We start from the raw sequence: 26,355 nt of genomic DNA, 5'->3' as shown, positions 1-26,355 counted from the left end.
CCATCCCGACAGGGCCGCCGCAGGGTTCGGCCGGCGTTGCGCCGGAATTTCCCTTGTGAAAGTTCCGCGCGATGCGAGTGTAACGAAAATCTAGTGAGCGCACCGTAATCTTTCTCAAGCCTGAGAATCTTCGCGTTCCGGCGCCGGCTTCGGCTCGACGGGCGGCGTGGGCGCGGTTGGCGTTGCTTCACTCGCCAGTGCCGGCAGAGTGAAGCAGAACTGCGTGCCGCCATCCGGGTCCGGGCGGTGCGTCAGCGTGCCGCCATGCGCTTCCACCACGCTGCGGCAGATGTTCAGGCCCACGCCCATGCCCTCGGACTTGGTGGAAAAGAAGGCGGAAAACAGTTTCCCCGCGACGTCCTCGGCAATGCCGTGACCATGATCACCTACCGAGATCTGCAGCATCGGACTGGCCGTGCCGGTGGCCAACGCGGCACTGATCGTCATCAGCCGCTGCTCCGGCGCGGTGTCGCGCATGGCTTCGATGCCGTTGCGCGTCAGGTTCAGCAACACCTGTTCCAGCATCACCTTGTCGCCGAGCACTGGCGGCAGGTCCGGCGCGCAGGAAAGGCGGATGCGTACCATCGCATCGCGCGCCTGCGTTTCCACCAGCGGCAACAGGCCGTGCAGCAGCCTGGTGACGTCGACCGGATGGCGCGCCGGGTCCCGCTTCTTCGCAAACGCATGCACGCTGCGAATGATGTTGCCGGCGCGCTGTGCCTGCGCATGCGTCTTTTCCAGGGCGCCGCGCAGCATGCCGGGTGGCATGCGGTCGGCGTCCGGGCGCGCCAGCATGTTGAGCGCGCCGGCGGTGTAGCTGGAAATCGCCGCCAGCGGCTGGTTCAGCTCATGCGCGAGCGTGGAAGCGATTTCACCCATGCTGGCCAGCCGCGCGCTGGCCTGCAATTGTTCCTGCTGCTGCCGGTTGATGTTTTCCGCGCGGCGCAGTTCGGAGATGTCCAGGATCGAACTCATCCAGCCGGTCTGCTGCCCGTGCTCGTCCAGCAGCGGCGCTTCGAACACCATCACCGGAAAGCGCTCGCCGTCGGCGCGCTGGAAGATGGTTTCGAAGTGCGGCGTGATGGTGCCGGCCAGCACCTGGGAAAAGCGTTGCTGGTATTCGTTCATCGCCTCCGGCGCCCAGTAGGGCATCGGCGGCACCCGGCCCACGATCTCGTGCGCCGGATAACCGACCATCTGGCAGAACGCCGGGTTCACATAGGTCACCCTGCCATCGAGGTCGCGCGCGCGCAGGCCGGTGACGAGCGAGTTTTCCATCGCGCTGCGAAACAGCAATTGCTCGCGCAGCGCATCCTCGGCGGCCTGGCGCCGGACGATGTCGCGCCACAGCGCCGCCAGGCTCCACAGCAGGCCGAGCGACAAGGCGATCACCGAGCCCACCAGCAGGTTGGGCAGCAGCTTCGGCGCGCTCTTGACGCTGTTCGTATGCAGCATCAGCGTCAGGCCCGGCAATTCCAGCGCGTGGTTATGGGTGTAGACATTGCGGCCCGCGCCGCCGGCCGCGCGCCGGTCCAGCAGCCGGTCCTCGAAGTCGGTCAGGCGGATTTCATTGTCCCGGGCGAACCACCACGGCACCATCTGATCGAGGATGTTGCTGGCGTTGTAGGTCGCCACCAGGTCGCCGAGATAGCGGCCGCCGGCGAAGATCGGCATGTGGTAGTCGAAGGTGGCGGCGCCGTCGGACCAGACCGGCGCGCTGTAGCGGGGGGCGCGGATTTCCCGTGCATGCTCGAGCGCGGCGCGCGAGGCGGGAGGCAGTTCGGCTTCGGTGATGGTGCGGCCGTCGGTGGATTCGACCTGGCGGCCATTCGCATCGAGCCAGCCGACGCGAATGATTTCGCGGCTGTTGCGCAGCAGCGCGTTCATCCGGAATTCCCACTTCCTGGTGTCGAGCGTGCCGGCGGCAATGTCGGCAGCGGCCAGGGTCAGGCTTTCCTCGTCGCGGCTGAGCTGGAAGCGGATCGTCTGTTCCACCCACAAGGTATCGGCGATCAGCTGCTCTTCGCGCTCGGTGGCTTCCATGCGTTGCGCCTGCCACGGTAGCCAGAGCAGCGCGAACAGGAACAGCAGCAGCAAAAAGACGGGCAGCATCCAGCGCCAGGACTGGGGACGCTCGCGCAGCCGGCCGAGCGCCAGCGGGGAAAAAAGCTTGGGCATGCTGAAAATGTGTCTTAAAAGAAACGTATCTCTAAAGAAATATGTTTGTTGGCTTAGAATTGCGGTTAACCACAGTTGTGGTTGCCCGCCAAGCTGGGAACAATCTCTTGCCTCACAAGAAGAGCAAGAAAATACATACCGTCCTATGGAGATATCAATGAAGCTGAAATCGCTTTGCTTTGCCCTGGCCGCCGCGGCCATCGTTTCCGGTCCGGCATTTGCCCAGGCCCCGATCATCATCAAGTTCAGCCACGTCGTCGCGACGGATACGCCGAAAGGCAAGGCCGCCGAGAAATTCAAGGAGTTGGCCGAGAAGGCGACCAAGGGCCGCGTGAAGGTGGAAGTCTACCCGAACAGCACGCTGTACAAGGACAAGGAAGAAATGGAAGCGCTGCAGCTCGGCGCGGTGCAGATGCTCGCGCCCTCGCTGGCCAAGTTCGGCCCGCTCGGCGTGAAGGAATTCGAAGTCTTCGATCTGCCGTACATCTTCCCGAACAAGGAAGTGCTGTACCGCGTCACCGAAGGTCCGGTCGGCAAGCAGCTGTTCCAGAAGCTCGAGCCGAAGGGCATCACCGGCCTGGCCTATTGGGACAATGGCTTCAAGGTGATGTCGGCCAACAAGCCGCTGCACCAGCCTTCCGACTTCCGCGGCCTGAAGATGCGCATCCAGTCGTCCAAGGTGCTCGATGCGCAGATGCGCGCGCTGGGCGCCAATCCGCAGGTGATGGCCTTCTCCGAGGTCTACCAGGCACTGCAGACCGGCGTGGTCGACGGCACCGAGAATCCGCCGTCCAACCTCTACACCCAGAAGATGCATGAAGTGCAGAAGGACGTGACCGTTTCCGACCACGGCTATCTGGGCTATGCGGTCATCGTCAACAAGAAGTTCTGGGACGGCCTGCCGGCGGACATCCGCAGCGAGCTCGACGGCGCGATGAAGGAAGCCACCAAGTACAACAACCAGATCGCCAAGGAAGAGAACGACAAGGCCATGGCCGCGGTGAAAGCCTCGGGCAAGACCACGATCTACACCCTGAACGACAAGGAAAAGGCGGAATGGCGTAAAGCGCTGCTGCCGGTGCAGAAGCAGATGGAAAGCCGTATCGGTAAAGAGACCATCGACGCGGTCAACAAGGAAGCCGCGGCAGCCGGTTATAAATAATCATCGCGCAACCATGAAGCGCTGAGCCCGCCCGTTACTGACGGCGCGGGTTTTTCAGTGCGCTTCGCGCGATCCCATCCTGGGAGACATCATGAAATTTCTGGACCATCTTGAGGAGTGGCTCATCGCCACCCTGATGGGCGCGGCGACCATCGTCGTCTTTATCGCGGTCGTGCACCGCTATCTGTCCGGCTTGCCGATACCCTGGCTGCAGGACGAACTCATCGCCATCAACATGAGCTGGGCGCAGGAGCTGACCATCTACATGTTCGTGTGGATGGCCAAGTTCGGCGCCGCTTACGGCGTGCGTACCGGCATCCACGTCGGCGTCGACGTGATCATCAATCGCATGAATACCGAGTGGTACCGCCGCTTCGTGGTCATTGGCCTGTTCGCTGGCGCGCTGTTTACCGGCATCGTCGGTACGCTGGGCGCGAATTTCATCTATGAGCTCAGCCATACCAGCAGCGTGTCGGAAGTCATGGAGCTGCCGATGTGGATGGTCTATGCCGCCATTCCGCTCGGCTCCTACCTGATGTGTTTCCGCTTCCTCCAGGTCGCCTGGTCCTTCATCCGCACCGGCGAACTGCCCAAGCATGACCATGCCCACGTCGAGGGCCTGGATCCGGCCGCCGAAGACATTTCGGGAGCCAAAGTATGAACGCCCTCATCATCTTCGTTTTGCTCATCGTGCTCATGCTGACCGGCATGCCGATTTCGATCGCGCTCGGTCTGACGGTGTTGAGCTTCCTGTTCACGATGACCCACGTCCCGGTGCAGTCGGTGGCGCTGAAGCTGTTCACCGGCCTGGAAAACTTCGAGATCATGGCGATCCCGTTCTTCATCCTGGCCGGCAATTTCCTGACCCATGGCGGCGTGGCCAGACGCATGATCAATTTCGCCACCTCCATGGTCGGCCACTGGCATGGCGGCCTGGCGCTGGCCGGCGTTTTGGCCTGCGCGCTGTTCGCCGCGGTCTCGGGTTCGAGCCCGGCCACGGTGGTGGCGATCGGCTCGATCATCATGCCGGCCATGGTGCGGCAGGGTTATCCGAAGGGCTTCGGCGCCGGTGTGATCACCACTTCGGGCGCTTTGGGTATCCTGATCCCGCCATCGATTGTGATGGTGATGTACTCGGTCTCCACCAATACCTCGGTCGGCAAGCTGTTCATGGCCGGCGTGATCCCGGGCCTGATGCTGGCCTTCTTCCTCGGCTTCACCACCTGGTATCGCGCGAAGAAATTCAACTATCCGCGCATGAAGCGGGCGACCTGGGCCGAGCGCTTCACCGCGTTCCGCAAGAGCGTCTGGGGCCTGCTGCTGATCGTCATCGTGATGGGCGGCATCTATACCGGCGTGTTTACGCCGACCGAGGCGGCAGCGATGTCGGCGGTATATGCGTTCATCATCGCGGTGTTCGTCTACAAGGACCTGAGCCTGAAGCAGATTCCGAAGGTGCTGCTGGATTCGGCGTCGATGTCGGCGATGCTCTTGTACATCATCACCAACGCGGTGCTGTTCTCCTACCTGATGACTTCGGAAAACATTCCGCAGACGATGGCCGGCTGGATCATGGGCCAGGGCTTCGGCACGGTGAGCTTCCTGCTGGTGGTGAACGTCCTGCTGCTGGTGGCCGGCAATGTGATGGAGCCGTCGTCGATCGTGCTGATCATGGCGCCTATCCTGTTCCCGGTCGCGACCCAGCTCGGCATCGATCCGGTGCACTTCGGCATCATGATGGTGGTGAACATGGAAGTCGGCATGTGCCATCCGCCGGTGGGCCTGAACCTGTACGTCGCCTCGGGCATCACGAAGATGGGCATTACCGAACTGACCGTGGCGGTGATGCCGTGGCTGCTGACGATGCTGGCCTTCCTCGGTTTGGTGACCTACGTGCCGGAAATCTCGCTGTGGCTGCCGAGGATGCTGTACGGCGGCTGAAGCCGGCAGGCTGCGCCTTCCTCAGCGGCGCAGGCTGCTGATCCTTTGTTTTAGCAGGCCGTTGCCCATGGCGGGCAACGGCCTTTTTGCTTATGCTTGCCGCCATGCCCGCCAAACCGATTCCCTCCCTGTTCGATGCCGTCGTGCCCGCGCCCTTTGGCGCCGTGGGCATGCGCATCGCAGGCGACCAGTTGAAAGAGCTGGTCTATCTGCCGTCTTCGTATCCGCTTGCCGCGCCGACCGATGCCTTGTGCCGGCGCGTCGACGAGCAGCTGCAGGCGTATTTCGCCGATCCTGGTTTTCGCTTCGATCTGCCGCTGGCCGCGGCCGGCACCGCGTTTCAGCAGCGCGTCTGGCAAACGATTTCCGCCATACCGCGCGGCGAAACGCTGACCTATGGCGAAGTCGCCAAGCACCTTCGCTCGGCGCCGCGCGCGGTCGGCCAGGCCTGCGGCGCGAACTGGTTTCCGATGGTCATTCCCTGCCACCGCGTGCTGGCCGCCGGCGGCCTCGGCGGCTTTGCCAACAGCGATGAAGCGGATGGCTTCCATCTCGGCGTCAAGCGCTGGCTGCTGGCGCATGAAGGCGTGCGGGGCTATTGATGGAAGCGCTCGCGAAAAGCCAGTCGCAGATCGACATCTTCTGCGACACGCTGTGGCTGGAAGACGGTCTGGCGAAAAACACGCTCGATGCCTATCGGCGCGACCTGTCGCTGTTTGCGCAGTGGCTCGCCGAGGAGCACGGCAAGGAAATCGATGCCGCCGGTGCGCCGGATCTGGCGGCCTACTTCGCCGCGCGGCATGAGGACAGCCGCGCCACCTCGGCCAACCGACGCCTGGCAGCCCTGAAACGTTATTACGGCATGGCGCTGCGCCAGCGCCGCATCACGGTCGACCCCTGCCTGCGCATGAAGTCGGCGCGCCAGCCGCCGCGCTTTCCGAAAACCCTGTCAGAGGCGCAGGTCGAGGCGCTGCTGGCCGCGCCCGATGTGACCACGCCGCTGGGACTGCGCGACCGCACCATGCTCGAGCTGATGTATGCCAGCGGCTTGCGCGTGTCCGAACTGGTGACGCTGAAGACGCTGGAAGTCGGCATGAACGAAGGCGTGCTGCGCATCACCGGCAAGGGCAGCAAGACGCGGCTGGTGCCCTTCGGCGACGAGGCGCGCGCCTGGATCGAACGTTATCTGCGCGAGGCGCGCGGCGTGATCCTGAATGGCGCGGTGGACGATGCGCTGTTCGTCACCGGCCGCGGCAGCGCGATGACGCGGCAGATGTTCTGGGTGCTGATCAAGAAGCATGCGTTAAAGGCCGGCATTACCGCGCCGCTGTCGCCGCACACGATGCGACATGCTTTCGCCACCCATTTGCTGAACCACGGCGCCGATCTGCGCGTGGTGCAGTTGCTGCTCGGTCATGCCGATATTTCAACCACGCAAATCTATACGCACGTGGCGCGTGAACGGTTGAAGGTCATTCACGCCAGGCATCATCCGCGCGGATAAGCCACGGCGCTCGGGCGGACAGGGTTTCCTTCGATCTCTGGCGTTCGATCACGCCGCCGCGCGGAAGTGCGTGCTAGCATGCCTCGGCATATCGAATATCGGCCAAAGCGAAAGGCCCTTATCTTGATTGCTGGAATTTCCCTATCGCAGCTCGTCCCGGAGAACACGTCGTGGTGAAACCGAATTACCAGTATGAGAAGCGGCAGAAGGAACTCGAGAAGAAAAAGAAAAAGGAAGAGAAGCTCAAACGCAAGCAGGAGCGCGTGTCAACTCCTGGCGACGAGGACGGCGGCTTGCCGCCGCCGGTCGAACATGATGCGCAGACCGAGCCGCCGTAGGTCGGGCTGACGAAGGATGCCCGACGTTAAGCTCGATCAATTACAGGCTTCCGGTTTGGCGTCTCGCAAGTCAGGTAATACCGCATTCCGCGGCGGTCGACGGGCGAGCAGAGTTCGTGTCGGGCTTGCAGCCCGACCTACGCCCCGGGATCAGCCGCATCCGCCTTCAATCGCACTCGCACCAGCACCGCGCCGTGGTCAGACGCGCCGGGCGTGGGCACGGACAGGTGGTCATTCAGGTAGCCGACCTCGATTGCTTCGGCAATCGCATTTTCCGCAGCCGGATCGAATTCCTGCGATACCAGCACATGATCGATGCTGTCGTGGCGGCCGGCGTGGATGTGCGTGTAACCGGTATCCCGCAGCGGATCACGCCTGCCGACCAGGCGGCTGCAATGCCGCAGCCATGCTTCGCCGCTATCGGCCGCGCCGGCCATGGCAATACGCGTGGTCACCGCATCGGCGCTGTCATTGAAGTCGCCCATCACCATCACTGGCGCCGCCTCGCGCGCCAGCGTCTCGGCAATCAGCCTGCGCACGCCCCAGGCATCAATGCCGCGCCGCATCAGCGAACGCAGCATGGCCAGCGCCACCGCATCGGCCGTTGCGCCGCCAGAGTCATCGATATAATCCGGCCGCTGCGATTTCAGGTGCAGCACGAACAGATGCAGCGCGCGCGTCGGCGTCAGCATCAGCCGTGCGCGCAGAACCGGCCGGGTGAAGCCGGCGACGGGTTCATTGCGTTGCGGTAGCAGAAATTCGTTTTCACCGGGGAGGAGACGGTGGTATTCGGCATCGTCGATCCGAAGCCGGCTGATGAGCGCCACGCCCGGCGCCGGTTTGCCGTCGGGCTGCCGGGCGTCTTCACAAACATGCCAGGCATCGCGGTAGTGCCGGGTCTTGGCCAGCGTATCGCGCAACGCCGCCGCCGAAAACACTTCCTGCAGGCCGATTACGTCGGCGTCGAGCCGGTCCAGCTGCTGCGCCAGCCAGGCGATGCGCAGATCGTATTCCTCGTCGGTGTAGGGTTCGATGCCGTCGTAGTAGCGCACCCCAGGCAGCGCCAGGTTGCAGACATTGAAAGTGGCGAAGCGGATTTCCTGTTGCATAATACGTGACCTTTTTTTCGACGAATCCCAACGCATGAGCAGGAAAGAGCATATATCCGAGACGCCGGCCACGCAGTATCTGCGTCGTCAGCGGGTGATTTTCTCGGAGCATCCGTACCAGTACGAAGAACATGGCGGCACCGCGGTTTCCTCGCGCGAGCTCGGCGTGGAGGAGCACCGGGTCATCAAGACTCTGATCATGCAGGACGAAGCGGCCAAGCCGCTGGTCGTGCTGATGCACGGCGACTGCAAGGTCTCGACCAAGAACCTGGCGCGCCAGATCGGCTGCAAATCGGTCGAACCCTGCACGCCCGAGGTGGCGCAGCGGCATTCCGGCTATCTCGTCGGCGGCACCTCGCCATTCGGCACCAGGCGCGCGATGCCGGTTTATGCCGAGAAGAGCATTCTCGATCTCGATCGCATCTACATCAACGGCGGGCGGCGCGGCTTCCTGGTTGGCATCGACCCGAAACTGCTGCCGTCCATCCTGCCGGTGACCCTCGTTTCCTGCGCGCTGCCCGGACAATAAGCGTCCCCCGTATTCCTCACACACGAACCTCGATGACTACCATTCTCTTCGCCATTGCCGCCTACCTGATCGGTTCGATCTCGTTCGCGGTGGTGGCCAGCAAACTGTTCGGCCTGGCCGACCCGCGTACTTACGGCTCGAAGAATCCGGGCGCGACCAATGTGCTGCGCAGCGGCAACAAGAAGGCGGCCATTGCCACCCTGATCGGTGACTGCGCCAAGGGCTGGCTGGCGGTATGGCTGGCGGTGCGCTTCGGACCGCAATACGGACTGGAGGAGGGCGGCATCGCGCTGGTGGCGATCGCGGTATTTCTCGGCCATCTGTGGCCGGTGTTCTTCCGCTTTGTCGGCGGCAAGGGCGTGGCCACGGCGCTGGGCGTGCTGCTCGGCATCAATCCCTGGCTGGGACTGGCCACGCTGGCCACCTGGCTGATCGTTGCCTACGCGTTTCGCTATTCCTCGCTGGCGGCGCTGGTGGCGAGCGTGTTCGCACCGTTTTATTACGCGCTGCTGTTCGGCGTCGATGCGATCCTGCTGGCCATCGTCGCGATGAGCGCGCTGCTGATCTACCGGCACGGCAAGAATATCGGCAATCTTCTGGCCGGCAAGGAAAGCCGGATCGGCTCGAAGAAAAAGTGAAGCTTAAGTCCCACTCGGAATACGCAATTCTTCCAGCGGCCAGCGCGGCCGCACATTGAAGCCGTATTCGCGCTTGGCCGCATCCGGCTGCGCCTGCAGCCGCATAGCGCCGGCGAATGCGATCATCGCGCCGTTGTCGGTGCAGAATTCCAGCTCCGGATAGAACACCCGGAAGCGTTTCCTTGCCGCGGCTTCATTCAGCGCGTCGCGCAGCTGGCGGTTCGCGCCGACGCCGCCGGCGATCACCAGCCGCTTCAATCCGGTTTCCTTCAGCGCCGCCAGGCATTTCGCGGTCAGCACCTCGACGATCGCTTCAACAAAAGCGCGCGCGATATCGGCGCGGCCTTGTTCGCAAATATTGGCGGCATTGTTCTTCACCAGCGTCAGCACCGCGGTCTTCAGCCCGGAAAAGCTGAAATTCAGATTCTTCGAATGCAGCATCGGCCGCGGCAAGGTAAAGGCGCCGGGATTGCCGAACTCGGCCAGGCGCGAAATCGCCGGGCCGCCCGGATAGCCGAGGCCAAGCAGCTTGGCCGATTTATCGAAGGCTTCGCCGGCGGCATCGTCCACAGTTTCGCCGAGCAGCGCATAGCTGCCGACGCCATCGACCCGCATCAGCTGCGTATGACCGCCCGACACCAGCAGTGCGACGAACGGGAATTCCGGCGGCGAGCTCGCCAGCAGCGGCGACAGCAGATGGCCTTCGAGGTGATGCACGCCGAGCACCGGCTTGTCCAGCGCCAGTCCCAGGCTGCAGGCGATCGATGCACCGACCAGCAAGGCGCCGGCCAGGCCCGGGCCCTGGGTATAGGCAATCGCATCGACATCGCTGCGGGCGATGCCGGCTTGCTCGAGCACGGTTTCCAGCAGCGGCAGCACGCGGCGGATATGGTCGCGCGAGGCCAGTTCCGGCACCACGCCGCCGTATTGCTCATGCATGGCGACCTGCGAATGCAGCGCATGCGCGAGAAGTCCGCGTTCGGTGTCGTACAGCGCGAGGCCGGTTTCATCGCAGGAGGATTCAATGCCGAGAACGATCATGAGGAGGGCGAAGCGGGAAAAGCGCACATTGTAAGGGAAGGGGTTCCTGCTTGCCGGGTACTGGCGTACCCGGTCAGCGATCAGGGCTGCGCATCGCGCGGCATGTCCACCACGCGCGGCACGCCGCTCGGGCCGGGGAAGTCGGCGAATGCGCTGCGGACCATGGCCGGCATCACCGCGGCGAGCGATGGATCGCCGCCTTCGCTGCGCACCGTGACCTCGTAGACCGGTTGGGTATCGCCCGGGCGCAGCATCGTGATCTTCAGCTCGCGCCTGTACACGATGAAGCGGCGCTCGACTGGCACCGTTATCGGCGGTCCGCGCCACATCGGATCGGCGTAGTACGGCGCAAATCCGAAGGGGCCCCAGGGCGGTCCGTACCACGGGCTGCCATACCAGGGGTCGACGAGCTGTGACTCGACGACGCGTACATCGCGCGCGGTGGAATGGTAGTCGAGGGTGATCCGCAGCTGGGCCGGATCAGCGCGTACAAAGCCCAGGCGTTGCAGTTGCTCGGCAACCAGGCTCGTGACATGTAGGTATTCGGGATCGGCGCGCTGCTGTTCGGTCGGCGCGTAGGCATAACTCTGGCCGGCGGCTGCAAACGGCTGCGTGTGATGGGCAACGACTTCGCTGCGCACGATGACACGCGTTGCGCATCCCGCCAGCAGCAGGCTGGCGAGCACGCTCAGAAGAAAGAGGATGCGGCGCAGCATCGGGTAGGGAGCGGCATGCATGGTTCATCCATCGTCAATGCCGCCATTCTGCCGCCGCGCCGCGCGCGGCGCATTGATGGCGGCCGAACGCAACCGCAGGACGGCTACTTCGTCGCTTCGAAGGCCTGGCGCGCGGCGGCGATGGTGGCGTCGATCACTTCGTCCGTATGCTGCGCAGACACAAAACCGGCCTCGAAGGCCGACGGCGCGAGATACACGCCTTCGTCCAGCATCGCGTGGAAGAAGGCGTTGAAGCGCGCCTTGTCGCAAGCCATCATCTGCGCATAGTTCTGCGGCACTTTCTCGGCGAAGTAGAGGCCGAACATGCCGCCGACCGAAGCGGCGGAAAACGCCACGCCGGTCTCCTTCGCGGCCTGCGACAAACCGTTCGCCAGTCTTGTGGTGCGCGCGCCCAGGTCTTCATAGAAGCCCGGCGTCTGCACCAGCTTCAGCGTGGTCATGCCGGCCGCCACCGCGACCGGGTTGCCGGACAGCGTGCCGGCCTGGTAGACGCCGCCTTCCGGTGCGAGATGACGCATGATGTCCTTGCGTCCGCCAAAGGCCGCCACCGGCAGACCGCCGCCGATGACCTTGCCCAGCACCGTGATGTCCGGCGTGATGCCGTACAGCGACTGCGCGCCGCCGAGCGCGACGCGAAAACCCGACATCACTTCATCGAAGATCAGGATCGCGCCGTGTGCGCTGCACAGCCGGCGCATCGTCTGCAGGAATTCCGGCGTGGCCGGCAGCAGGTTCATGTTGCCGGCTACCGGCTCGACGATCACGCAGGCGATGCGCTCGCCGACGCGCGCGAACGCGTCTTCCAGCGCCTGGCTGTCGTTGTAGTCCAGCACCATCGTGTGCCGGGCAAAATCTTCCGGCACGCCGGACGAAGTCGGATTGCCGAAGGTAAGCAGACCGCTGCCCGCCTTGACCAGCAGCGAGTCGGCATGGCCGTGATAGCAGCCCTCGAACTTGATCACCAGGTCGCGCCCGGTGGCGCCGCGCGCCAGGCGCAGCGCGCTCATCGCTGCTTCGGTGCCCGAGGACACCAGGCGCACCTGTTCCAGCGACGGCACCAGGCGGCAGAGGGTTTCGGCCATCTCGATTTCGCCTTCGGTCGGCGCGCCGAAGGACAATCCGCGCGCCGCCGCTTCCTGCACCGCGCGCACGACTTCCGGATGCGCATGGCCGACGATGGCCGGGCCCCAGGAGCCGATGTAGTCGGTGTAGCGCCGATTGTCGGCATCCCAGAAATACGGGCCTTCGGCGCGCGTGATGAAGCGCGGCGTGCCGCCGACGGAGCGGAAGGCGCGCACCGGAGAATTCACGCCGCCGGGAGTGCTGCGCTGCGCGCGCTCGAACAGGATCTCGTTATTGGAAGTCATGGCTTTGGCAATCGAAAGGGGAGGTTACAAAGGCTCAGCTGGCGTCGTCGGCGTCGCGCGCCCAGAACAGGCGGTCGGGAATGAGCTTGCCCATGCCCATGCGACGCGCATTGGCCAGCGCGGCATTCAGGAATTCCTGGGCTTCGAGCGCGGCTTCGGGCACGTCCAGGCCGTTTGCCAGCATGGCCGCAATCGCCGCCGACAGGGTGCTGCCGGCGCCGTTGTAGGCAGCGCCCAGGCGTGGCCAGCTGTCGTGGCGCAGCCGCCCGGACTCGTTGAACAGGCTGTTGGCGACTTCTCCGGCTGCGGTCGGCGTCCCGGTAACCAGCACATAGCGGCAACCGAGATCGACCAGGTGTATCGCGTCCTGCGTGAGGAGGTCACGCGCCGAGGCTTCGCGCCAGGTCTCGCCGAAGCGGGTGAGCTCATGCGCGGACAGGAGCAGCAGCGTGGACTGCGGCACCAGCAGTTCGCGCATGGCCAGCAGCATGTCCTCGCTGTCATGGCCGGCATGCGGCATCGCGCTGGCGAACGGGTCCAGCACCAGCGGCACATCAGGGTAATCGGAGACGATTTCGGCAATCGCCGAGACGACTTCGACGCTGCCGAGATGGCCAACCTTGAAGGCGGCCACCGGCATGTCTTCCAGCAGCACGCGGGCCTGGTCCGCCACCCAGTCGGCATCGATGAGCTGCGTATCTTCGATCCTGGCCGTGTCGCCGATGGCGATTGCCGTCACCACCGACAGGCCATGGCAGCCCATCGCGGCGAAGGAGGCGAGGTCGGCCTGTATGCCCACCGCGCCAACCGGATCGGTCAGATTGATGCTCAGGACAAGGGGAGAAGTTTGGTTTTGCACAGCGACTGGATTAACATAAGCGACTTTGCATTCTACTTGAAGGGCAGTACACCGTGAGCAATGAAGCAACGACCGTCTACAAAACCTGGATGTGCCTGATTTGCGGCTGGATCTATGACGAAGCCGAAGGTTTGCCCGAGGAAGGCATCGCGCCGGGCACCCGCTGGGAAGATGTACCGATGAACTGGACCTGCCCGGAATGCGGCGCGCGCAAGGAAGATTTTGAAATGGTCGCGGTCTGACCGGTAGTTGAAGTCACGCTGATCGCTGGGGCCGCATGTTCACCGTACGCGGTTACGGTTGCGGTCCACGGCTCGGCAGGTATCCGGGCCGGTCGCGGCAGCGCAATGATGCACTTCGTGAAGTCCGTGCCCGATCCTGTTCTCCCTCGCCTATCGCCTTCTCCATCCCGATTCGCTCATGCGGTTCTCCACCGCGCTGTCGAGCACTCCACAAAATCGATTATCGCCACGATTCTCGTAACAATTTATCAAGCATTCGCGTAAATGCGACGTGATCGACTCATGCCTGGGGTTTCCCCAATTTAACGATCTTGCTTTTCGTCATGATTGGCCCGTATAGTAGGCGGGTTCAACCGGATGGCGTCATGACAACCTCAACCGAAAACGCTGCACTGAAGATCATGGTGATCGATGACAGCAGCACGATACGGCGATCAGCAGAGATCTTTCTTGGTCAGGCGGGTTACCAGATTGTATTGGCCGAGGACGGCTTCGATGCCTTGGCCAAGATGAACGATCATCATCCCGACCTCATCTTTTGCGACATCCTGATGCCGCGCCTGGATGGCTATCAAACCTGCGCCCTGATCAGGAAGAGCTCGCGTTTCCGGCATACCCCGGTTGTCATGCTGTCTTCCAAGGATGGTTTGTTCGACCGAGCGCGAGGCGCGATGGTTGGTTCCAATGCCTATCTCACCAAGCCGTTCACCAAGGACAGTCTGCTGCGGACGGTTCGCGAACATACCGCGCAAGCAGCTTCCCGGTGACGCATCTTCCAAGGTTCCTGCGATGGCCATACAAAAAATTCTGGTAGTCGACGATTCGCCCACCGAACGCTACTTCCTGTCAGACATCCTGATCAAGAACGGCTTCTCCGTCTCCACCGCCGAAAGCGGCGAGGAAGCGCTGTTGAAGGTGAAGGCGGACCGTCCGCAGCTGATCCTGATGGATGTCGTCATGCCCGGTCAGAACGGCTTTCAGGTTACCCGGGCGCTGTCGCGCAATCCCGAAACCCAGGATGTGCCGATCATCATCTGCACCAGCAAGGGCCAGGAGACTGACCGCATCTGGGGCTTGCGGCAAGGCGCACGCGATTACATCGTCAAGCCCGTCGATGCGCAGGAATTGCTGGCGAAGATCGCCGCGCTGGGCTGAACGGTCCTGCCATGGTACAAGCAGCCCAGGATCCCTCCACACGCAATGACAGCGGCATCAGGGAAGGGCGCCGCGCCCGGTTGCGTGATTTTCAGGCAAATCTCGTTGAGCGCATGCAGGCGGTGCAGCGCGGCGCCGGCAACAAGCGCAATCATCTCGGCGTCCAGATCGGCGAACAACGCTGGCTGCTGGACTTGAAGCAGGCTGGCGAAATCATGACCGTGGGCGGCATCACGCCAGTGCCGCTTACGCAGGACTGGTATCTCGGTCTGTCCAATGTGCGCGGCAATCTGATCGGCGTCATCGATTTCGCCCGCTTCTGCGGTGGAGCGCCCACCGTCATCGATCGTGACAGCCGCATCATCGCGCTCGCGCCCCCGCTCGGTTTCAATTGCGGCCTCCTCGTGTCCCGGGTCCTCGGTTTGCGCAGCAGCGACGACATGACGTTAAAGAATTGCGAGTCGTCTGCCGATACTCCTGCATGGCTGGCGCGACAGTTCCTCGATGAAGAATCGCAACTCTGGAAGGAACTCGATCTATCCCTCGTTACCAAGGATTCTCGGTTTCTGCACATAGGCTTGTGACCCGCGTGCGGTCACGCCAGAAAATACCGTTCTTCGCTTCAGGAGACCCCGCATGGCATTCAATCTGGCCTTCCTAGGCAGGCTGAGAAATTTACGTACCAAAGAGTCTGACGCTGCCACATCCGCTCAGGCCGAACCGGATGCCGCAGCAGTCGACGGCTCGTGGCGGCAGCGCAAATTCGAACTGCCTATCCTCGGCAGGATGCCGGTTCCGCAGCAGATGCGCGTACTGCTCGCCGTGCTTGGCGCATCGCTGCTGCTGGGTTCGCTGAGCGTCTGGCTCAATGCCAGAACCTCGAGCACCAACTCGCTGCAGACACAGATTGCCGGTAATGCGCTGATGCACTCGCAGCGTCTCGGCAAGGCAACGCCGAACGCCATCCAGGGCAACACTGCGGCCTTCGTTCAGCTCGCCGACAGCCGGCGCGAAATGAACGCGCAACTGGGAGTGCTGGCCAGCGGCGGTTCCTACCAGGAGCGCAGCATTCCGGCCGCTTCGGGTGAGATCGCCGCGAAGCTGGTGGACGCGCGGCGCGCCTGGGCGGCATCCGACAAGGCGGCCGAAACCATCCTGAAGCATGAGAAGGAATTGTCCGGCTTTGGCACGACGCTGCAAAAGCTCAATACGCTGTCGCCGACGCTGCTCGAACTCACGGAACAGATCTCCACGCTGAAAGCACAGGGCGGCGCGACGCCGCGCGAGATTGCCGCGGCGGGCCAGCTGGTCATGTTGACGCAACGCCTGGGCCGCAGCGCCAATGAATTCCTGACCTCGGAAGGCGTGAATCCCGAGACCGCTTTCCTGCTCGGCAAGGATACGAATACTTTCCGCGACCTGATCGAAGGCTTTTTGAACGGCAATGACGTGATGCGACTGTCGCCGACGCGCGAGCCGGACGTGCGCGACAAGCTGCTTGAGCTGCAAAAGGACTTTGCCGAATATCAAAAGTCCGTTGCCGGCATCCTTGGCAACCTGCAGAACTTCATCGCCGCCAAGCAGGCTGAACAACTGATCTTCACCCAGAATGAAGCCCTGCGCGACAAGCTCACCGCGCTGCAGCGCGCTTACCGCGAGCAGGAAGAATCGGTAGGCTGGACCTTCTGGACCATGATGGTGTTCGCGCTGACCGCACTGCTTTCCGCGGCCGGCATCGCAGTGGTGCTGCTGGAAGACAGCCGCGGCCGCGCCCGCGAAGCAGATCTACGTCGTGAAGAAGCGGATACCCAGCGTCTCGAAGCACAGCGTCAGGAAGAAGAAGCCAAGCGCTCCAATGACCGCAACCAGGCAGCGATTCTGCGTCTGATGAACGAACTGCAGGAAGTGGCCGACGGCGATCTGACCGTGCAGGCAACCGTGTCCGAGGACATTACCGGCGCCATCGCCGACTCGCTGAACTATACGGTCGAAGAGCTGCGTGGTCTTGTTGGCAGGGTGACGCAAACCGCGGAGCAGGTGACCGCCGCCTCCGATGCTGCACAAAACATTTCCAGCGAACTGCTGGAAGCCTCGCAGCGGCAATCGCGCGAAATCCGCGAAACCGGCCAGGCGGTGCTGCAGATGGCGACGCAGATTACCGATGTATCGCGCTCCGCCAGCGAATCGGCCGAAGTGGCGCGCCAGTCGGTGAGCGCTGCGGAGGAAGGTTCGCGCGCGGTGGAAAACGCGATCAAGGGCATGAATGAAATTCGCGAGCAGATTCAGGAAACCTCGAAGCGGATCAAGCGCCTTGGCGAATCGTCGCAGGAAATCGGTGAGATCACCGAACTGATTTCGGATATTACCGAGCAGACCAACGTGCTGGCCCTGAATGCCGCGATCCAGGCGGCTTCGGCTGGCGAAGCGGGGCGGGGCTTTTCGGTGGTTGCGGAAGAGGTGCAGCGGCTCGCCGAACGCTCCGCCGCGGCAACCAAGCAGATCGGTGCGCTGGTGCGCACGATTCAGACCGATACCCATGACGCCGTCGCCGCAATGGAAAAGTCGACCCAGGGCGTGGTGGAAGGCGCGAAGCTTTCGGACGCGGCCGGCACGGCGCTGCACGATATCCGCCGCGTGTCGAACCAGCTTGCCGAACTGATCCAGGAAATCTCCGCGGTAACCGAGCGCGAGGCGCGTTCGGCCAGTGGCGTTGCTGAAAACATTCAGAACATTCTGAGCGCAACGGAACACACGCAGGAAGGCACGCAGCAAACCGCGCATTCGATTCGCGAGCTGTCCCGTCTGGCCGACGAACTGAAGAGTTCGGTATCGCGTTTCCGTATTGCCTGAACCATGCTAGGCCTGAACGAATCCGCGGACGAACAGCGCACTGACGCAGCCATGTATGGATGCATGCGCGGGCACGAAGCTCCCGCAGCGAGCCGGACTTGCGGCGCGACTTGCAAGCCGATGGTCGGGCATCTTCTTTCGGGCAGCATTACAGGCGCGAAGCGGACGAGCGTGCCACACCGGATGCACAGGCGATAAGCAGTTGCAATCGCGGCCGGCGACGGATGCATGGTCCGCGGCCGTTTTTTGAACCCATGAGGCAGTCATGACATTTGATTCTTCCGTCCCGGGCATTCCTGAGCAGTTCGATACGGGGCCGTTGTCCTGGATCATGGAAGAGTTGCGGCAAACCCTGGGGCGCGCGATCGAGCTGCTCAAAGCCTCTTCCGGGGAGTCTGCCGTTGCCGCACCGGACAACTGGCGTGGGGCGGCGGAATTGCTGCACCAGGCGCATGGCGCCTTGCAGATCGTTGATATCGCCGGCGTCAGCCTGGTCACCGACGCTGCCGAGGACCTGTGCAAACGGGTTGCCGACGGCAGTGTTCTGCCGGATGCCGGCATGGCGGCGGCCATCGTCGCGGCTTGCGAAGCCGTCATCGAATATCTGGAAGAGCTGCTGACCACGGCACAGCCGCAACCTCTGCTGCTGTATCCGTATTACCGCGCGCTGCAGTCGGCGCGTGGCGTCGCCCGCATCCATCCCAGCGAACTGTATTTCCCCAATCTCGCGGTGCTGCCGCGGCTGCCCGAGCCACCAGCTGATGTGGCGCCGGCCGATGCGGCAAGCCTGCGCCAGCGTTTCGAGCGCACGCTGCTCGGTTTTCTCAAGAGTGCTGACCCCGCAGCTGAACGCGATGCCGCGACGGCAATGTCCCAGGTGCTGGAAGCGCAATGCCATTTGGCGACCGCGCCGCAGCAGCGCGCATTCTGGTGGGTACTGCATGGTTTCACATCGGCTGTTGCCGGGGGCGCTGTCAAGGCGGGCGTCGATGTCAAGCAACTGTTCGGTCGCATCAACCTGGTAATGCGCAAGCCTGGCGAAACGCCGGTGGAAGTGCGCGAGCGTCTGCTGCGCGATGCCTTGTTCTACATTGCCTGTGTCGAGCTGCCGTCGCCACTGCTGCAGCGCATACGCGAAGTCTATGGGCTCCAGCTGGTGCAGCTGGCCGATATCGAGACGCCACGCTATGGTCATGCCGACGCGGCCGCTTTGGCGGTCGCGCGCGGTTACCTTGCGGAAGCAAAGTCGAGTTGGGACAAGCTGGCCAACGGCGAACCCGGCGCTGCTGCCGCGTTCGCACGGCACCTTGCTGATCTGGGCGGCGTTGCCCGAAACCTGAAGGGTGGCGTGCTCTCCGGCCTTCTCGCCGAACTCGATGCCATCTCCAGACAGGCGCAGCAAACGCCGCCCGACGACCGGCTCGCACTCGAGACCGCGGCTGGCCTGCTGTTCGTGGAAAACGCGCTCCGACGCGGCCGCATTGATGAGGAATTCAGCGCGCGTGTGGACACGATGTCATCCCGGTTGCGTGCGCTGGCCGCCGGCAAGGAGCCGCAAGCGGCGGCCGACTGGCTCGACAGTATGTCCGAGCGCGAGCAACAGCGCGAAAGCCTGGCCGCACTGGTGACGGAAATCCGCGCCAATCTGACCCAGGCTGAAAAAATGCTGGACGAATTTTTCAGCAACTGCGCCAAGCGCACCGTGCTGGCGCCGGTGGACAGCGTGCTCTATCAGGTGGAAGGAGCGCTGGCAGTGCTCGAAATGAACGATGCCGCCAGTGCAGTGCGCTATGTGCGCACGCAGGTCGCCGCGTTCGCGGCACCCGATTTCGAAGGTGAACCGGGCCGGCCGGAATTCCAGCAGGTTGCCCGCAATATTGGCGCGCTCAGTCTGTTCATCGAGGGCTTGCAATCGGATAGCGCGAATGCCCGTTCGCGTTTCGTGTTCGATCCGGTTTCGGGCCTGTTTCAGGCTCGCACCGAATCATCTGCGCCGGTGGAAATTCCTGTCGCGCCGTGGACCGAGGAAGAAGCTACCGCGGAAGCCAATGTCGTAGAGGAAGAGAGCGGATTTGCCGATTTGCCAGGCGCGGCCGCCGAGCATGTGGCGGACAGCGGTATGACGGAAGGCCCCAGCGCGGATGCAAGCCCCGCAAAGATGCTGGCTGAGGCGAGCGCGGTAACGGAAACCATCGCAGCGCCGGCAGCGCCGGTTCCGACGACGCCTGAACCGGAACAGGGGCTAGACCTTCACGAGCCGCCGATCGTCACAGATGACTCGAGCGCTCTACAGTCCGAGCCTGCGCCTGAACCGGATGTCGAAGCGATCGATGCCGAATTGCTCGATATTTTCCTTTCTGAAGCCGTCGAGCTGCTCGAATGCGTCGACCAGACCCTGCCGCTGTTGAGCGCCCATTCCGCGGCTCAGGAGCACATGACCACGACGCGGCGTTGCTTCCATACCTTGAAGGGAAGCAGTCGCATGGTGGGCCTCACCGAGTTCGGCGAAGCAGCATGGGGCGTCGAGAAAACGCTGAACCTGTTCCTGGCCGACAATGCGCCTGCATCGCCAGACCTGCTGCGCCTCCTGCGGCGCGCTCATGATGAGCTCGGTGACTGGGTACGCGATTTGCGTGAGCATGGCGTGTCGCGTCGCCGTGCGGCCGATTTGCATGCCGCTGCCGAAAGGGTGCGCGATGGAGAACCTCTGGAACCGACGGCGATCAAGGCTGATGCCAGCGCAGAGTCCGCGTCGGCAATGCCAGGCATCGCAGCCGGCGAGGAAGCCCTCGACGTAACGCGCGAGCCACAGGCGCCTGCTTTGCCAGACCTCGAGCCTGACTTGCACGTTGCCGCCGACGCGCTCGCGCCGCCATCGGCGTTTGATACTTTTGAACTGTCCGATTTCCCGCCGCTGTCCGAACCACCTGCTCAGCCCGATTCCTTCGATCTCTCGGACCTGAGCGCCCAGCACGAAACGCTGGCGATGGAATTCGACACAACGCCGGCCATCGATGGTAACGAGACTGCCGAGTGGCAGGATATCGTCCTGGAGCCTTTGCCTGAGTCCGACAATATGGCTGCCGAGCCGATGGACGCTGCAACGGCCGACATGGCATCGCCTTCCGATGCCGACCTCCAAGGCGTCGCGATCCCATCATTCGAAGGCACGACACCAGACACGCTGGATGCGGGCGCGCTGCCCGCGGAAGGTCTCGATCTCGATGATTCCTTGCCGGACGGCCTGAGCAGCTTGCCCCGCGAGGAGCTCAGCGCCACCATTGCTGCCGAAGCCGAAGCCGAAGCCGAAGCCGAAGCCGAAGCCGAAGCCGAAGCCGAAGCCGAAGCCGAAGCCGAAGCCGAAGCCGAAGCCGAAGCCGCAATGTTGCATGAGGAAGAAGTCGCAGCTCCACCCGAGCCGCAACGCGCACACATCATCGATTTCCCACCGGTGCATGCGCTGGAAGCGAAGATCGACGACAGCATCAAGCGCATCGGCGATATCGAGATCAGCGTTCCGCTGCACAATATCTATCTGGCGGAAACCGACGAGCTGCTGCGCCTGCTGGTGCAGGACATGTCCGAATGGCGGCACGAGGCGCAGCGCAAGGTCAATACTGCCGCCGTGCACGCCGCGCATTCTCTGGCCGGCAGTTCTGCCACCGTCGGCTTCGCCTCGCTGCACGAGGTCGCCTATGCGCTGGAAAAGCTGCTGCAGGCAGCGGACCGCAAGCCGACGCCGCTTCTGCCCGAGGAATTCGATGCGATCGATGCGGTGCTGGAGCGCCTGAAGGCCATGCTGCAAACCTTTGCGCTTGGCGACATGCCGCCTGGCGAGCCGGAGGCGGCGCGCATGCTGGAGCGCATCCGGCAGGATCTCATCCATCGCGCGCAGGCTGGCGTGGGAGACTTGCGTTCTACCGTGCCTGTTCATGCGGCACAAGCCGCAATGGATGATGCCGACGTTCACCAGCCAGCACTCGGCGCTATGCCGGGCGCGCCGACCGAACTCACAGGCTCAGACGCCGCATCGGTGGCAGAGCCGGTGCCGGCTACAGCCATCGATACGACGCGCATGCCGCGCGATGAGCTCGATGCAGATTTGCTGCCGGTGTTCCTGGAGGAAGCCAACGACCTGCTGCCGCAGATACAGGCTTCGCTGCGCGCATGGCAGGCGCATCCGTCGGCTTTGGAAAACGCGCATGCGCTGATGCGTCTGCTGCATACGATCAAGGGTAGCGCGCGCATGGCCGGCGCGATGCGTTTCGGCCAGCACATGCACGAGCTGGAAAGCCGCATCGAGCAAATGACCGTGAGCGGCGCTCCAGCCGTGGCGGCCATCGACGACCTGCTCGGCCGTTTCGATCTCGGTCTGCAATTGTTCGACGCCCTGCGCGATCCCGGTGCTGCGCAGCCGGCACCCGCCGTGCCAGCCGGCAGCGAGGCGGGCATCGCTGCCGCGGAAAACGCGACGCCGGCCCAGGCGACGAGTACGCCGCTGGTGCGGGTGCGCGCCGACATCCTCGATCGTCTGGTCAATGGCGCGGGCGAGGTGTCGATTTCCCGATCGCGCGTCGAAAGCGAAATCACCGGCATGCAGCAGTCGCTGTCGGAACTGACTGAAAACGTCGAACGCCTGCGCGCGCAGTTGCGCGAAGTGGAAATCCAGGCCGAAAGCCAGATGTCTTCGCAGATGGCGCAGTCCGCCGAGCGCGGCTTCGATCCGCTCGAATTCGACCGCTTCACCCGGCTGCAGGAGCTCACGCGCATGATGGCCGAGACGGTCAGCGACGTCGTCTCGGTACAGCAGGGACTGACGCGTGGCATCGATGGCGTGGCCGACAACCTGCAGCATCAGGCGCGGCTGACCCGCGATCTGCAGCAGGATCTGATGCGCGTGCGCATGGTGCAATTCAACAGCGTGGCGGAACGCCTGTTCCGGGTCGCCCGCCAGGCGGCGAAGGAATCCGACAAGCGCATCAATCTGGACATCCACGGCGGTGCTGTCGAGGTCGACCGTGGAGTGCTGGAAAAGATGGTCGGGCCCTTCGAACATCTGTTGCGCAACGCGGTTGTCCACGGCATTGAAGCGCGCGCTGAACGCAGCGCGGCAGGCAAAGCCGAGGTTGGCGAACTGCTGATCGATATTCGCCAGGAAGGCAATGAAGTCGTCATCCGCCTGTCCGACGACGGCCGTGGCCTCGATACCCGGCGCATCCTGCAGCGGGCGCGGCAGGCGGGTTTGTTGCACGACGGCGAGGAACTGTCTGATGCCGAGGTGCGCGAGCTGATCTTTCAACCCGGATTTTCCACCGCTGACGAAGTCACCGAGCTCGCCGGGCGCGGCGTAGGCATGGACGTGGTCCGTTCCGAAGCCGCATCGCTCGGCGGCCGCATCGATATCGAAACCGAAGCCGGCAAGGGCAGCTGCTTCATCGTGCGCCTGCCGCTGACGCTGGCGGTCACGCAGGTAGTGCTGCTTTCCACCGGTGGCAATGTCTACGCGCTGCCTTCGGTGCTGGTGGAGCAGGTCCAGCAGCTCAAGGCCGGCGCCCTGGCAACTGCCTATGCCGAGGGCGCGATCCAGTGGCAGGGCCAGCGTGTGCCGCTGTACTACCTGTCCGAGCTGCTCGGCATCGAGCATGCCGCGCCGCTGAGCCAGCAGTACTCGCCGGTGCTGATCCTGCGCCGCGGCGAGGAACGCCTGGCGGTGCATGTCGATGAAGTGCTCGGCAACCGCGAAGTCGTGGTCAAGAACATCGGGCCGCAACTGGCGCGCATGGCCGGCGTTGCCGGCGCCACCGTGCTCGGTTCGGGCGATATCGTGCTCATCATCGATCCCTTGCCTCTTGCCCAGCGTCTGGCCGGTGTGCAGCGGCGCATGCAGCTCCCGCCAGGCGCTGCTGATGCGCTGACGGCGCTGGCCGAAGCCGTGTCAGCCGAAGCAGCGCCGCGCAGCCAGCCGACTGTCATGGTCGTCGACGATTCGCTGACGGTGCGTCGCGTCACGCAACGCTTACTTGTCCGCGAAGGCTACCAGGTGCTGCTGGCCAAGGATGGCGTCGACGCGCTCGAGCAATTGCAGTCGGTGACGCCGGATGTGATGCTGGTCGATATCGAAATGCCGCGCATGGATGGTTTCGATCTGACCCGCAATGTGCGCAGCGATGCGCGTACCCGGCATGTTCCCATCATCATGATCACGTCGCGCACCGCGACCAAGCACCGCAGTCTGGCGATGGAGCTTGGCGTGAACGAGTATCTCGGCAAGCCGTATCAGGATCAGGAATTGCTGCGTCTTCTGTCGGGATTCGTCAGCGGCACGCGTTCCGTGACCTGAGTCCGGACACGAGGAAGTCGAACCGTCTTTCACCGGAAAGGGCACGGCCCGCGTTCAGAACCTATCGGTCTGAACGCGGGCCGTGCCCCTTATTCGCGCTGCACCGTCGCTAAGCGGAATTACGCTGTCTTTCTGATCACAAGATAACGCTGTTGCGTGCGCTCACGGGCTTCGTCATGCATGACGACCGGTTCCGGATAGTTTGCGCCCAGCACGATGCCCGCCTCACGCAGCCGCGTCTGCGGCGCCAGCCAGGGCGCGTGGATGTCCCTGGCCGACAGGCGCGACAGCTGCGGCAGCCAGCGGCGAATGAAGCTGCCGTCGGGGTCAAAGCGTTCCGACTGCGTCACCGGGTTGAAGATGCGGAAATAGGGTTGTGCATCGCAGCCGGACGACGCCGCCCACTGCCAGCCGCCATTGTTGGCCGCGAGGTCGAAATCGTTCAGGCGTTCGGCGAAATAACGCTCGCCCCAGCGGTAATCGATGCCCAGATCCTTGATCAGGAAACTCGCCGTCACCATGCGCAGGCGGTTGTGCATGAAGCCGGTTTCGTTCAGTTGCCGCATCGCTGCATCCACCAGCGGATAGCCGGTTGCGCCGCGGCACCATGCGTCGAACCTGTCCTCGGCCTGCTGGCCGCTTTCCCAGGCGATCCGGTCGTACTCCGGCTTGAAGGCGCGCTCGGCCACATGCGGATGGTGATGCAGGATCATGAAATAGAAATCGCGCCAGATGAGCTCGGACAGCCAGACCGCCGCGCCGCTGCCGCCGGTGCCGTTATGCATGGCCTCCAGCGCACGCCGCACCAGCGCGCGTACCGAGACCGTGCCGAAACGCAGGTGCACCGACATGTGCGAAGTGCCAGGGCGGCTGGGGAAGTTGCGTGCGACATCGTAATCGGCGATGCGGTCGAGAAAACCCTCGAGCAGCGCCTGCGCTCCCGACATGCCGGGCTCGATGCCGAGTTCGGTCAGCGGTGCCGGAACGAAGCCCATGTCCTCGAGGCTGGGCATGCCTTGCGGCGCCGGAGCGAGCCGCGCGTCGTCGACCGGGCTCAGATACGCCTGCAATGACGGATGTGCATTGACCGGATCCGCGACAGCCAGGATCGCCCGCATCCAGGCATTCTTGTAAGGCGTGAACACCGAGTAGGGTTTTCCTGCGCCGGTCAGCAACTCCGACTTCTCGAAAATTACCCCGTCCTTGAAGCTCAGCAGTTGCCTGCCATCGGCGGCGAGAGCGGCAGCGACGTCGGCATCACGGGAGGTGGCTGCCGGCTCGTAGTCGTGGTTAACGAATACCGTGTCGGCACCAAGCTCGGCGGCGAGCGCTGGAATTTCCGTTCTTGCATAGCCGTAGCGCACAATCAGGCCGCCGCCTCTTCTGCGCAATTCGGCATCGAGTTCCACCAGGCTGCGGTGAATGAAATGGACCCGACGGTCTGCGACGAGGCCGCGCTCCTGCAACGGATCCAGGATTTCACGGTCAAAAATGAATGCGCAATGCACGCGGCGTGCCCGTGTCAGCGCCTCGTACAGCGCAGCGTGGTCGTAAGAGCGCAGATCGCGCCGGAACCAGACGAGTGTGGTGTCGGTCATGTGAAAACGCGGCACGTGAGCGCGTGCCAGTCGCGGAAATTCAAAAAGTTGCCATGATGCCAGATCGGCATCTGGCTGGGACAAAACTGTTAGAATGCGCGGATTATGGCCAAGCAAAGCGACAAACCCGGCAGTTCCTCCCGAAGCAGCGCCCGTCGCGCTGCTTCCGGCGTGTCGGAACAAGGCGATAGCGGCCTGCATCTGGCGAACCACTTCCTGATTGCCATGCCATCGATGCTGGACCCGGTGTTCGGCGGCGCGGTGGTCTACATGTGCGAACACAATGCCGATGGCGCGCTAGGCGTGATCATCAACAAGCCCACCGACATGATGATGAACACGCTGTTCGAACGCATCGACCTCGATCTGGAAATCGATGCCGGACAGATGGCGAACCAGCCGGTGATGTTTGGCGGACCGGTGCAGGTTGAACGCGGATTCGTGCTGCATGCGCCCTACGGCGATTTTTCCTCGATGATGAAAGTGACCGAAGACATCGCGCTGACCACCTCGAAAGACGTGCTGGAAGCGGTGGCGGCGGGCGCCGGTCCGCGCCGCCTGCTGGTCACGCTGGGCTGCGCCGGCTGGAGCGCCGGGCAACTGGAAGAGGAAATCACCCACAACGGCTGGCTCACCGTGCAAGCCGATCCCGCGATCATTTTCGACATGCCGGTGGAAGAGCGCTTCGCCGCCGCCATCAAGCTGCTTGGCATCGATCCGATGATGCTGACGGGCGAAGCCGGTCACGCGTAGGAGGCCGGTCTCAG

The 26,355-nt window shown here is 63.4% G+C and carries 22 protein-coding genes; 15 read left to right on the top strand and 7 right to left on the bottom strand.

Annotation, left to right across the window (positions count from 1 at the left end; all coding sequences use genetic code 11):
- Positions 1–114 precede the first annotated feature (114 nt).
- Positions 115–2,178: a sensor histidine kinase gene (locus tag JJB74_RS02145; RefSeq protein ID WP_200590185.1), complete on the bottom strand. Its 2,064-nt coding sequence runs from the start codon at positions 2,176–2,178 to the stop codon at positions 115–117.
- A gap of 157 nt (positions 2,179–2,335) precedes the next feature.
- Here JJB74_RS02145 and JJB74_RS02140 point away from each other — a divergent pair, with 157 nt between their 5' ends.
- The 6 genes from JJB74_RS02140 to JJB74_RS02115 all read left to right on the top strand — a co-directional run bounded on the left by JJB74_RS02140 (position 2,336) and on the right by JJB74_RS02115 (position 7,123).
- A complete protein-coding gene (locus JJB74_RS02140; protein ID WP_200590184.1) occupies positions 2,336–3,340 on the top strand; it encodes a TRAP transporter substrate-binding protein in 1,005 nt (334 codons plus the stop codon).
- 91 nt (positions 3,341–3,431) lie between these two features.
- A complete protein-coding gene (locus JJB74_RS02135) occupies positions 3,432–4,001 on the top strand; it encodes a TRAP transporter small permease (RefSeq protein ID WP_200590183.1) in 570 nt (189 codons plus the stop codon).
- Entirely contained in the window at positions 3,998–5,281 is a 1,284-nt protein-coding gene (locus JJB74_RS02130; RefSeq protein WP_200590182.1) for a TRAP transporter large permease, read from the top strand. Before JJB74_RS02135 ends, JJB74_RS02130 begins: the two co-directional genes overlap by 4 nt.
- Positions 5,282–5,385: 104 nt before the next feature.
- On the top strand, positions 5,386–5,883 hold the full coding sequence (locus tag JJB74_RS02125; RefSeq protein WP_200590181.1) for a methylated-DNA--[protein]-cysteine S-methyltransferase: 498 nt from the start codon (positions 5,386–5,388) through the stop codon (positions 5,881–5,883).
- Positions 5,883–6,785: a site-specific tyrosine recombinase XerD gene (xerD, locus tag JJB74_RS02120; RefSeq protein ID WP_200590180.1), complete on the top strand. Its 903-nt coding sequence runs from the start codon at positions 5,883–5,885 to the stop codon at positions 6,783–6,785. The genes JJB74_RS02125 and xerD overlap by 1 nt, the downstream gene beginning before the upstream one ends.
- 170 nt (positions 6,786–6,955) lie before the next feature.
- The gene (locus JJB74_RS02115) at positions 6,956–7,123 is read left to right on the top strand and encodes a hypothetical protein (protein ID WP_200590179.1); all 168 of its coding nucleotides are present in this window, start codon (positions 6,956–6,958) and stop codon (positions 7,121–7,123) included.
- Positions 7,124–7,260: 137 nt separating this feature from the next.
- On the opposite strand, the gene JJB74_RS02110 is transcribed toward JJB74_RS02115, so the two are convergent.
- Positions 7,261–8,232, bottom strand: a complete 972-nt coding sequence (locus tag JJB74_RS02110) for an endonuclease/exonuclease/phosphatase family protein (protein ID WP_200590178.1) — start codon at positions 8,230–8,232, stop codon at positions 7,261–7,263.
- Positions 8,233–8,266: 34 nt separating this feature from the next.
- Between JJB74_RS02110 and JJB74_RS02105 the strand changes: the two genes are divergently transcribed.
- The gene (locus tag JJB74_RS02105) at positions 8,267–8,761 is read left to right on the top strand and encodes an aminoacyl-tRNA deacylase (protein WP_200590177.1); all 495 of its coding nucleotides are present in this window, start codon (positions 8,267–8,269) and stop codon (positions 8,759–8,761) included.
- Positions 8,762–8,793: 32 nt separating this feature from the next.
- Positions 8,794–9,399, top strand: a complete 606-nt coding sequence (gene plsY, locus JJB74_RS02100) for a glycerol-3-phosphate 1-O-acyltransferase PlsY (protein WP_200590176.1) — start codon at positions 8,794–8,796, stop codon at positions 9,397–9,399.
- 3 nt (positions 9,400–9,402) lie between these two features.
- Here the strand turns inward: plsY and tsaD are convergent, their stop codons facing one another.
- The 4 genes from tsaD to thiD form a co-directional block, all read right to left on the bottom strand.
- The gene (gene tsaD, locus JJB74_RS02095; RefSeq protein ID WP_200590174.1) at positions 9,403–10,440 is read right to left on the bottom strand and encodes a tRNA (adenosine(37)-N6)-threonylcarbamoyltransferase complex transferase subunit TsaD; all 1,038 of its coding nucleotides are present in this window, start codon (positions 10,438–10,440) and stop codon (positions 9,403–9,405) included.
- An 80-nt stretch (positions 10,441–10,520) separates the two neighbouring features.
- Positions 10,521–11,177, bottom strand: coding sequence for a DUF4136 domain-containing protein (locus JJB74_RS02090; RefSeq protein ID WP_200590172.1), 657 nt, complete (start codon positions 11,175–11,177; stop codon positions 10,521–10,523).
- 83 nt (positions 11,178–11,260) lie between these two features.
- Positions 11,261–12,544, bottom strand: a complete 1,284-nt coding sequence (gene hemL, locus JJB74_RS02085; protein ID WP_200590170.1) for a glutamate-1-semialdehyde 2,1-aminomutase — start codon at positions 12,542–12,544, stop codon at positions 11,261–11,263.
- A gap of 34 nt (positions 12,545–12,578) precedes the next feature.
- Complete coding sequence (gene thiD, locus JJB74_RS02080; protein ID WP_200590168.1) at positions 12,579–13,403, bottom strand: bifunctional hydroxymethylpyrimidine kinase/phosphomethylpyrimidine kinase; 825 nt, start codon at positions 13,401–13,403, stop codon at positions 12,579–12,581.
- An 89-nt stretch (positions 13,404–13,492) separates the two neighbouring features.
- Here thiD and JJB74_RS02075 point away from each other — a divergent pair, with 89 nt between their 5' ends.
- The 6 genes from JJB74_RS02075 to JJB74_RS02050 all read left to right on the top strand — a co-directional run bounded on the left by JJB74_RS02075 (position 13,493) and on the right by JJB74_RS02050 (position 23,990).
- Positions 13,493–13,645: a rubredoxin gene (locus JJB74_RS02075; protein ID WP_200590725.1), complete on the top strand. Its 153-nt coding sequence runs from the start codon at positions 13,493–13,495 to the stop codon at positions 13,643–13,645.
- Positions 13,646–14,010: 365 nt separating this feature from the next.
- Positions 14,011–14,412, top strand: a complete 402-nt coding sequence (locus JJB74_RS02070; RefSeq protein ID WP_200590167.1) for a response regulator — start codon at positions 14,011–14,013, stop codon at positions 14,410–14,412.
- 22 nt (positions 14,413–14,434) lie between these two features.
- The gene (locus JJB74_RS02065; RefSeq protein ID WP_200590166.1) at positions 14,435–14,800 is read left to right on the top strand and encodes a response regulator transcription factor; all 366 of its coding nucleotides are present in this window, start codon (positions 14,435–14,437) and stop codon (positions 14,798–14,800) included.
- An 11-nt stretch (positions 14,801–14,811) separates the two neighbouring features.
- Complete coding sequence (locus JJB74_RS02060; RefSeq protein WP_200590165.1) at positions 14,812–15,384, top strand: chemotaxis protein CheW; 573 nt, start codon at positions 14,812–14,814, stop codon at positions 15,382–15,384.
- 52 nt (positions 15,385–15,436) lie between these two features.
- Positions 15,437–17,650 carry a methyl-accepting chemotaxis protein gene (locus tag JJB74_RS02055; RefSeq protein WP_200590164.1) on the top strand — a complete coding sequence of 738 codons (2,214 nt, stop codon included), beginning with the start codon at positions 15,437–15,439 and terminating at the stop codon, positions 17,648–17,650.
- Between the two features lie 265 nt (positions 17,651–17,915).
- The gene (locus tag JJB74_RS02050) at positions 17,916–23,990 is read left to right on the top strand and encodes a hybrid sensor histidine kinase/response regulator (protein WP_200590163.1); all 6,075 of its coding nucleotides are present in this window, start codon (positions 17,916–17,918) and stop codon (positions 23,988–23,990) included.
- A 119-nt stretch (positions 23,991–24,109) separates the two neighbouring features.
- Here JJB74_RS02050 and JJB74_RS02045 read toward each other — a convergent pair whose 3' ends face one another.
- Complete coding sequence (locus tag JJB74_RS02045; RefSeq protein ID WP_200590162.1) at positions 24,110–25,588, bottom strand: cryptochrome/photolyase family protein; 1,479 nt, start codon at positions 25,586–25,588, stop codon at positions 24,110–24,112.
- 105 nt (positions 25,589–25,693) lie between these two features.
- Between JJB74_RS02045 and JJB74_RS02040 the strand changes: the two genes are divergently transcribed.
- Positions 25,694–26,341, top strand: a complete 648-nt coding sequence (locus tag JJB74_RS02040) for a YqgE/AlgH family protein (RefSeq protein ID WP_200590161.1) — start codon at positions 25,694–25,696, stop codon at positions 26,339–26,341.
- Positions 26,342–26,355: the final 14 nt, after the last annotated feature.

The organism is Noviherbaspirillum pedocola (genome assembly GCF_016632335.1).
GTDB lineage: Bacteria > Pseudomonadota > Gammaproteobacteria > Burkholderiales > Burkholderiaceae_D > Noviherbaspirillum_A > Noviherbaspirillum_A pedocola.
Note: the sequence above shows the minus strand (reverse complement) of the source record. Positions and strands in the feature narration are given on the sequence as shown.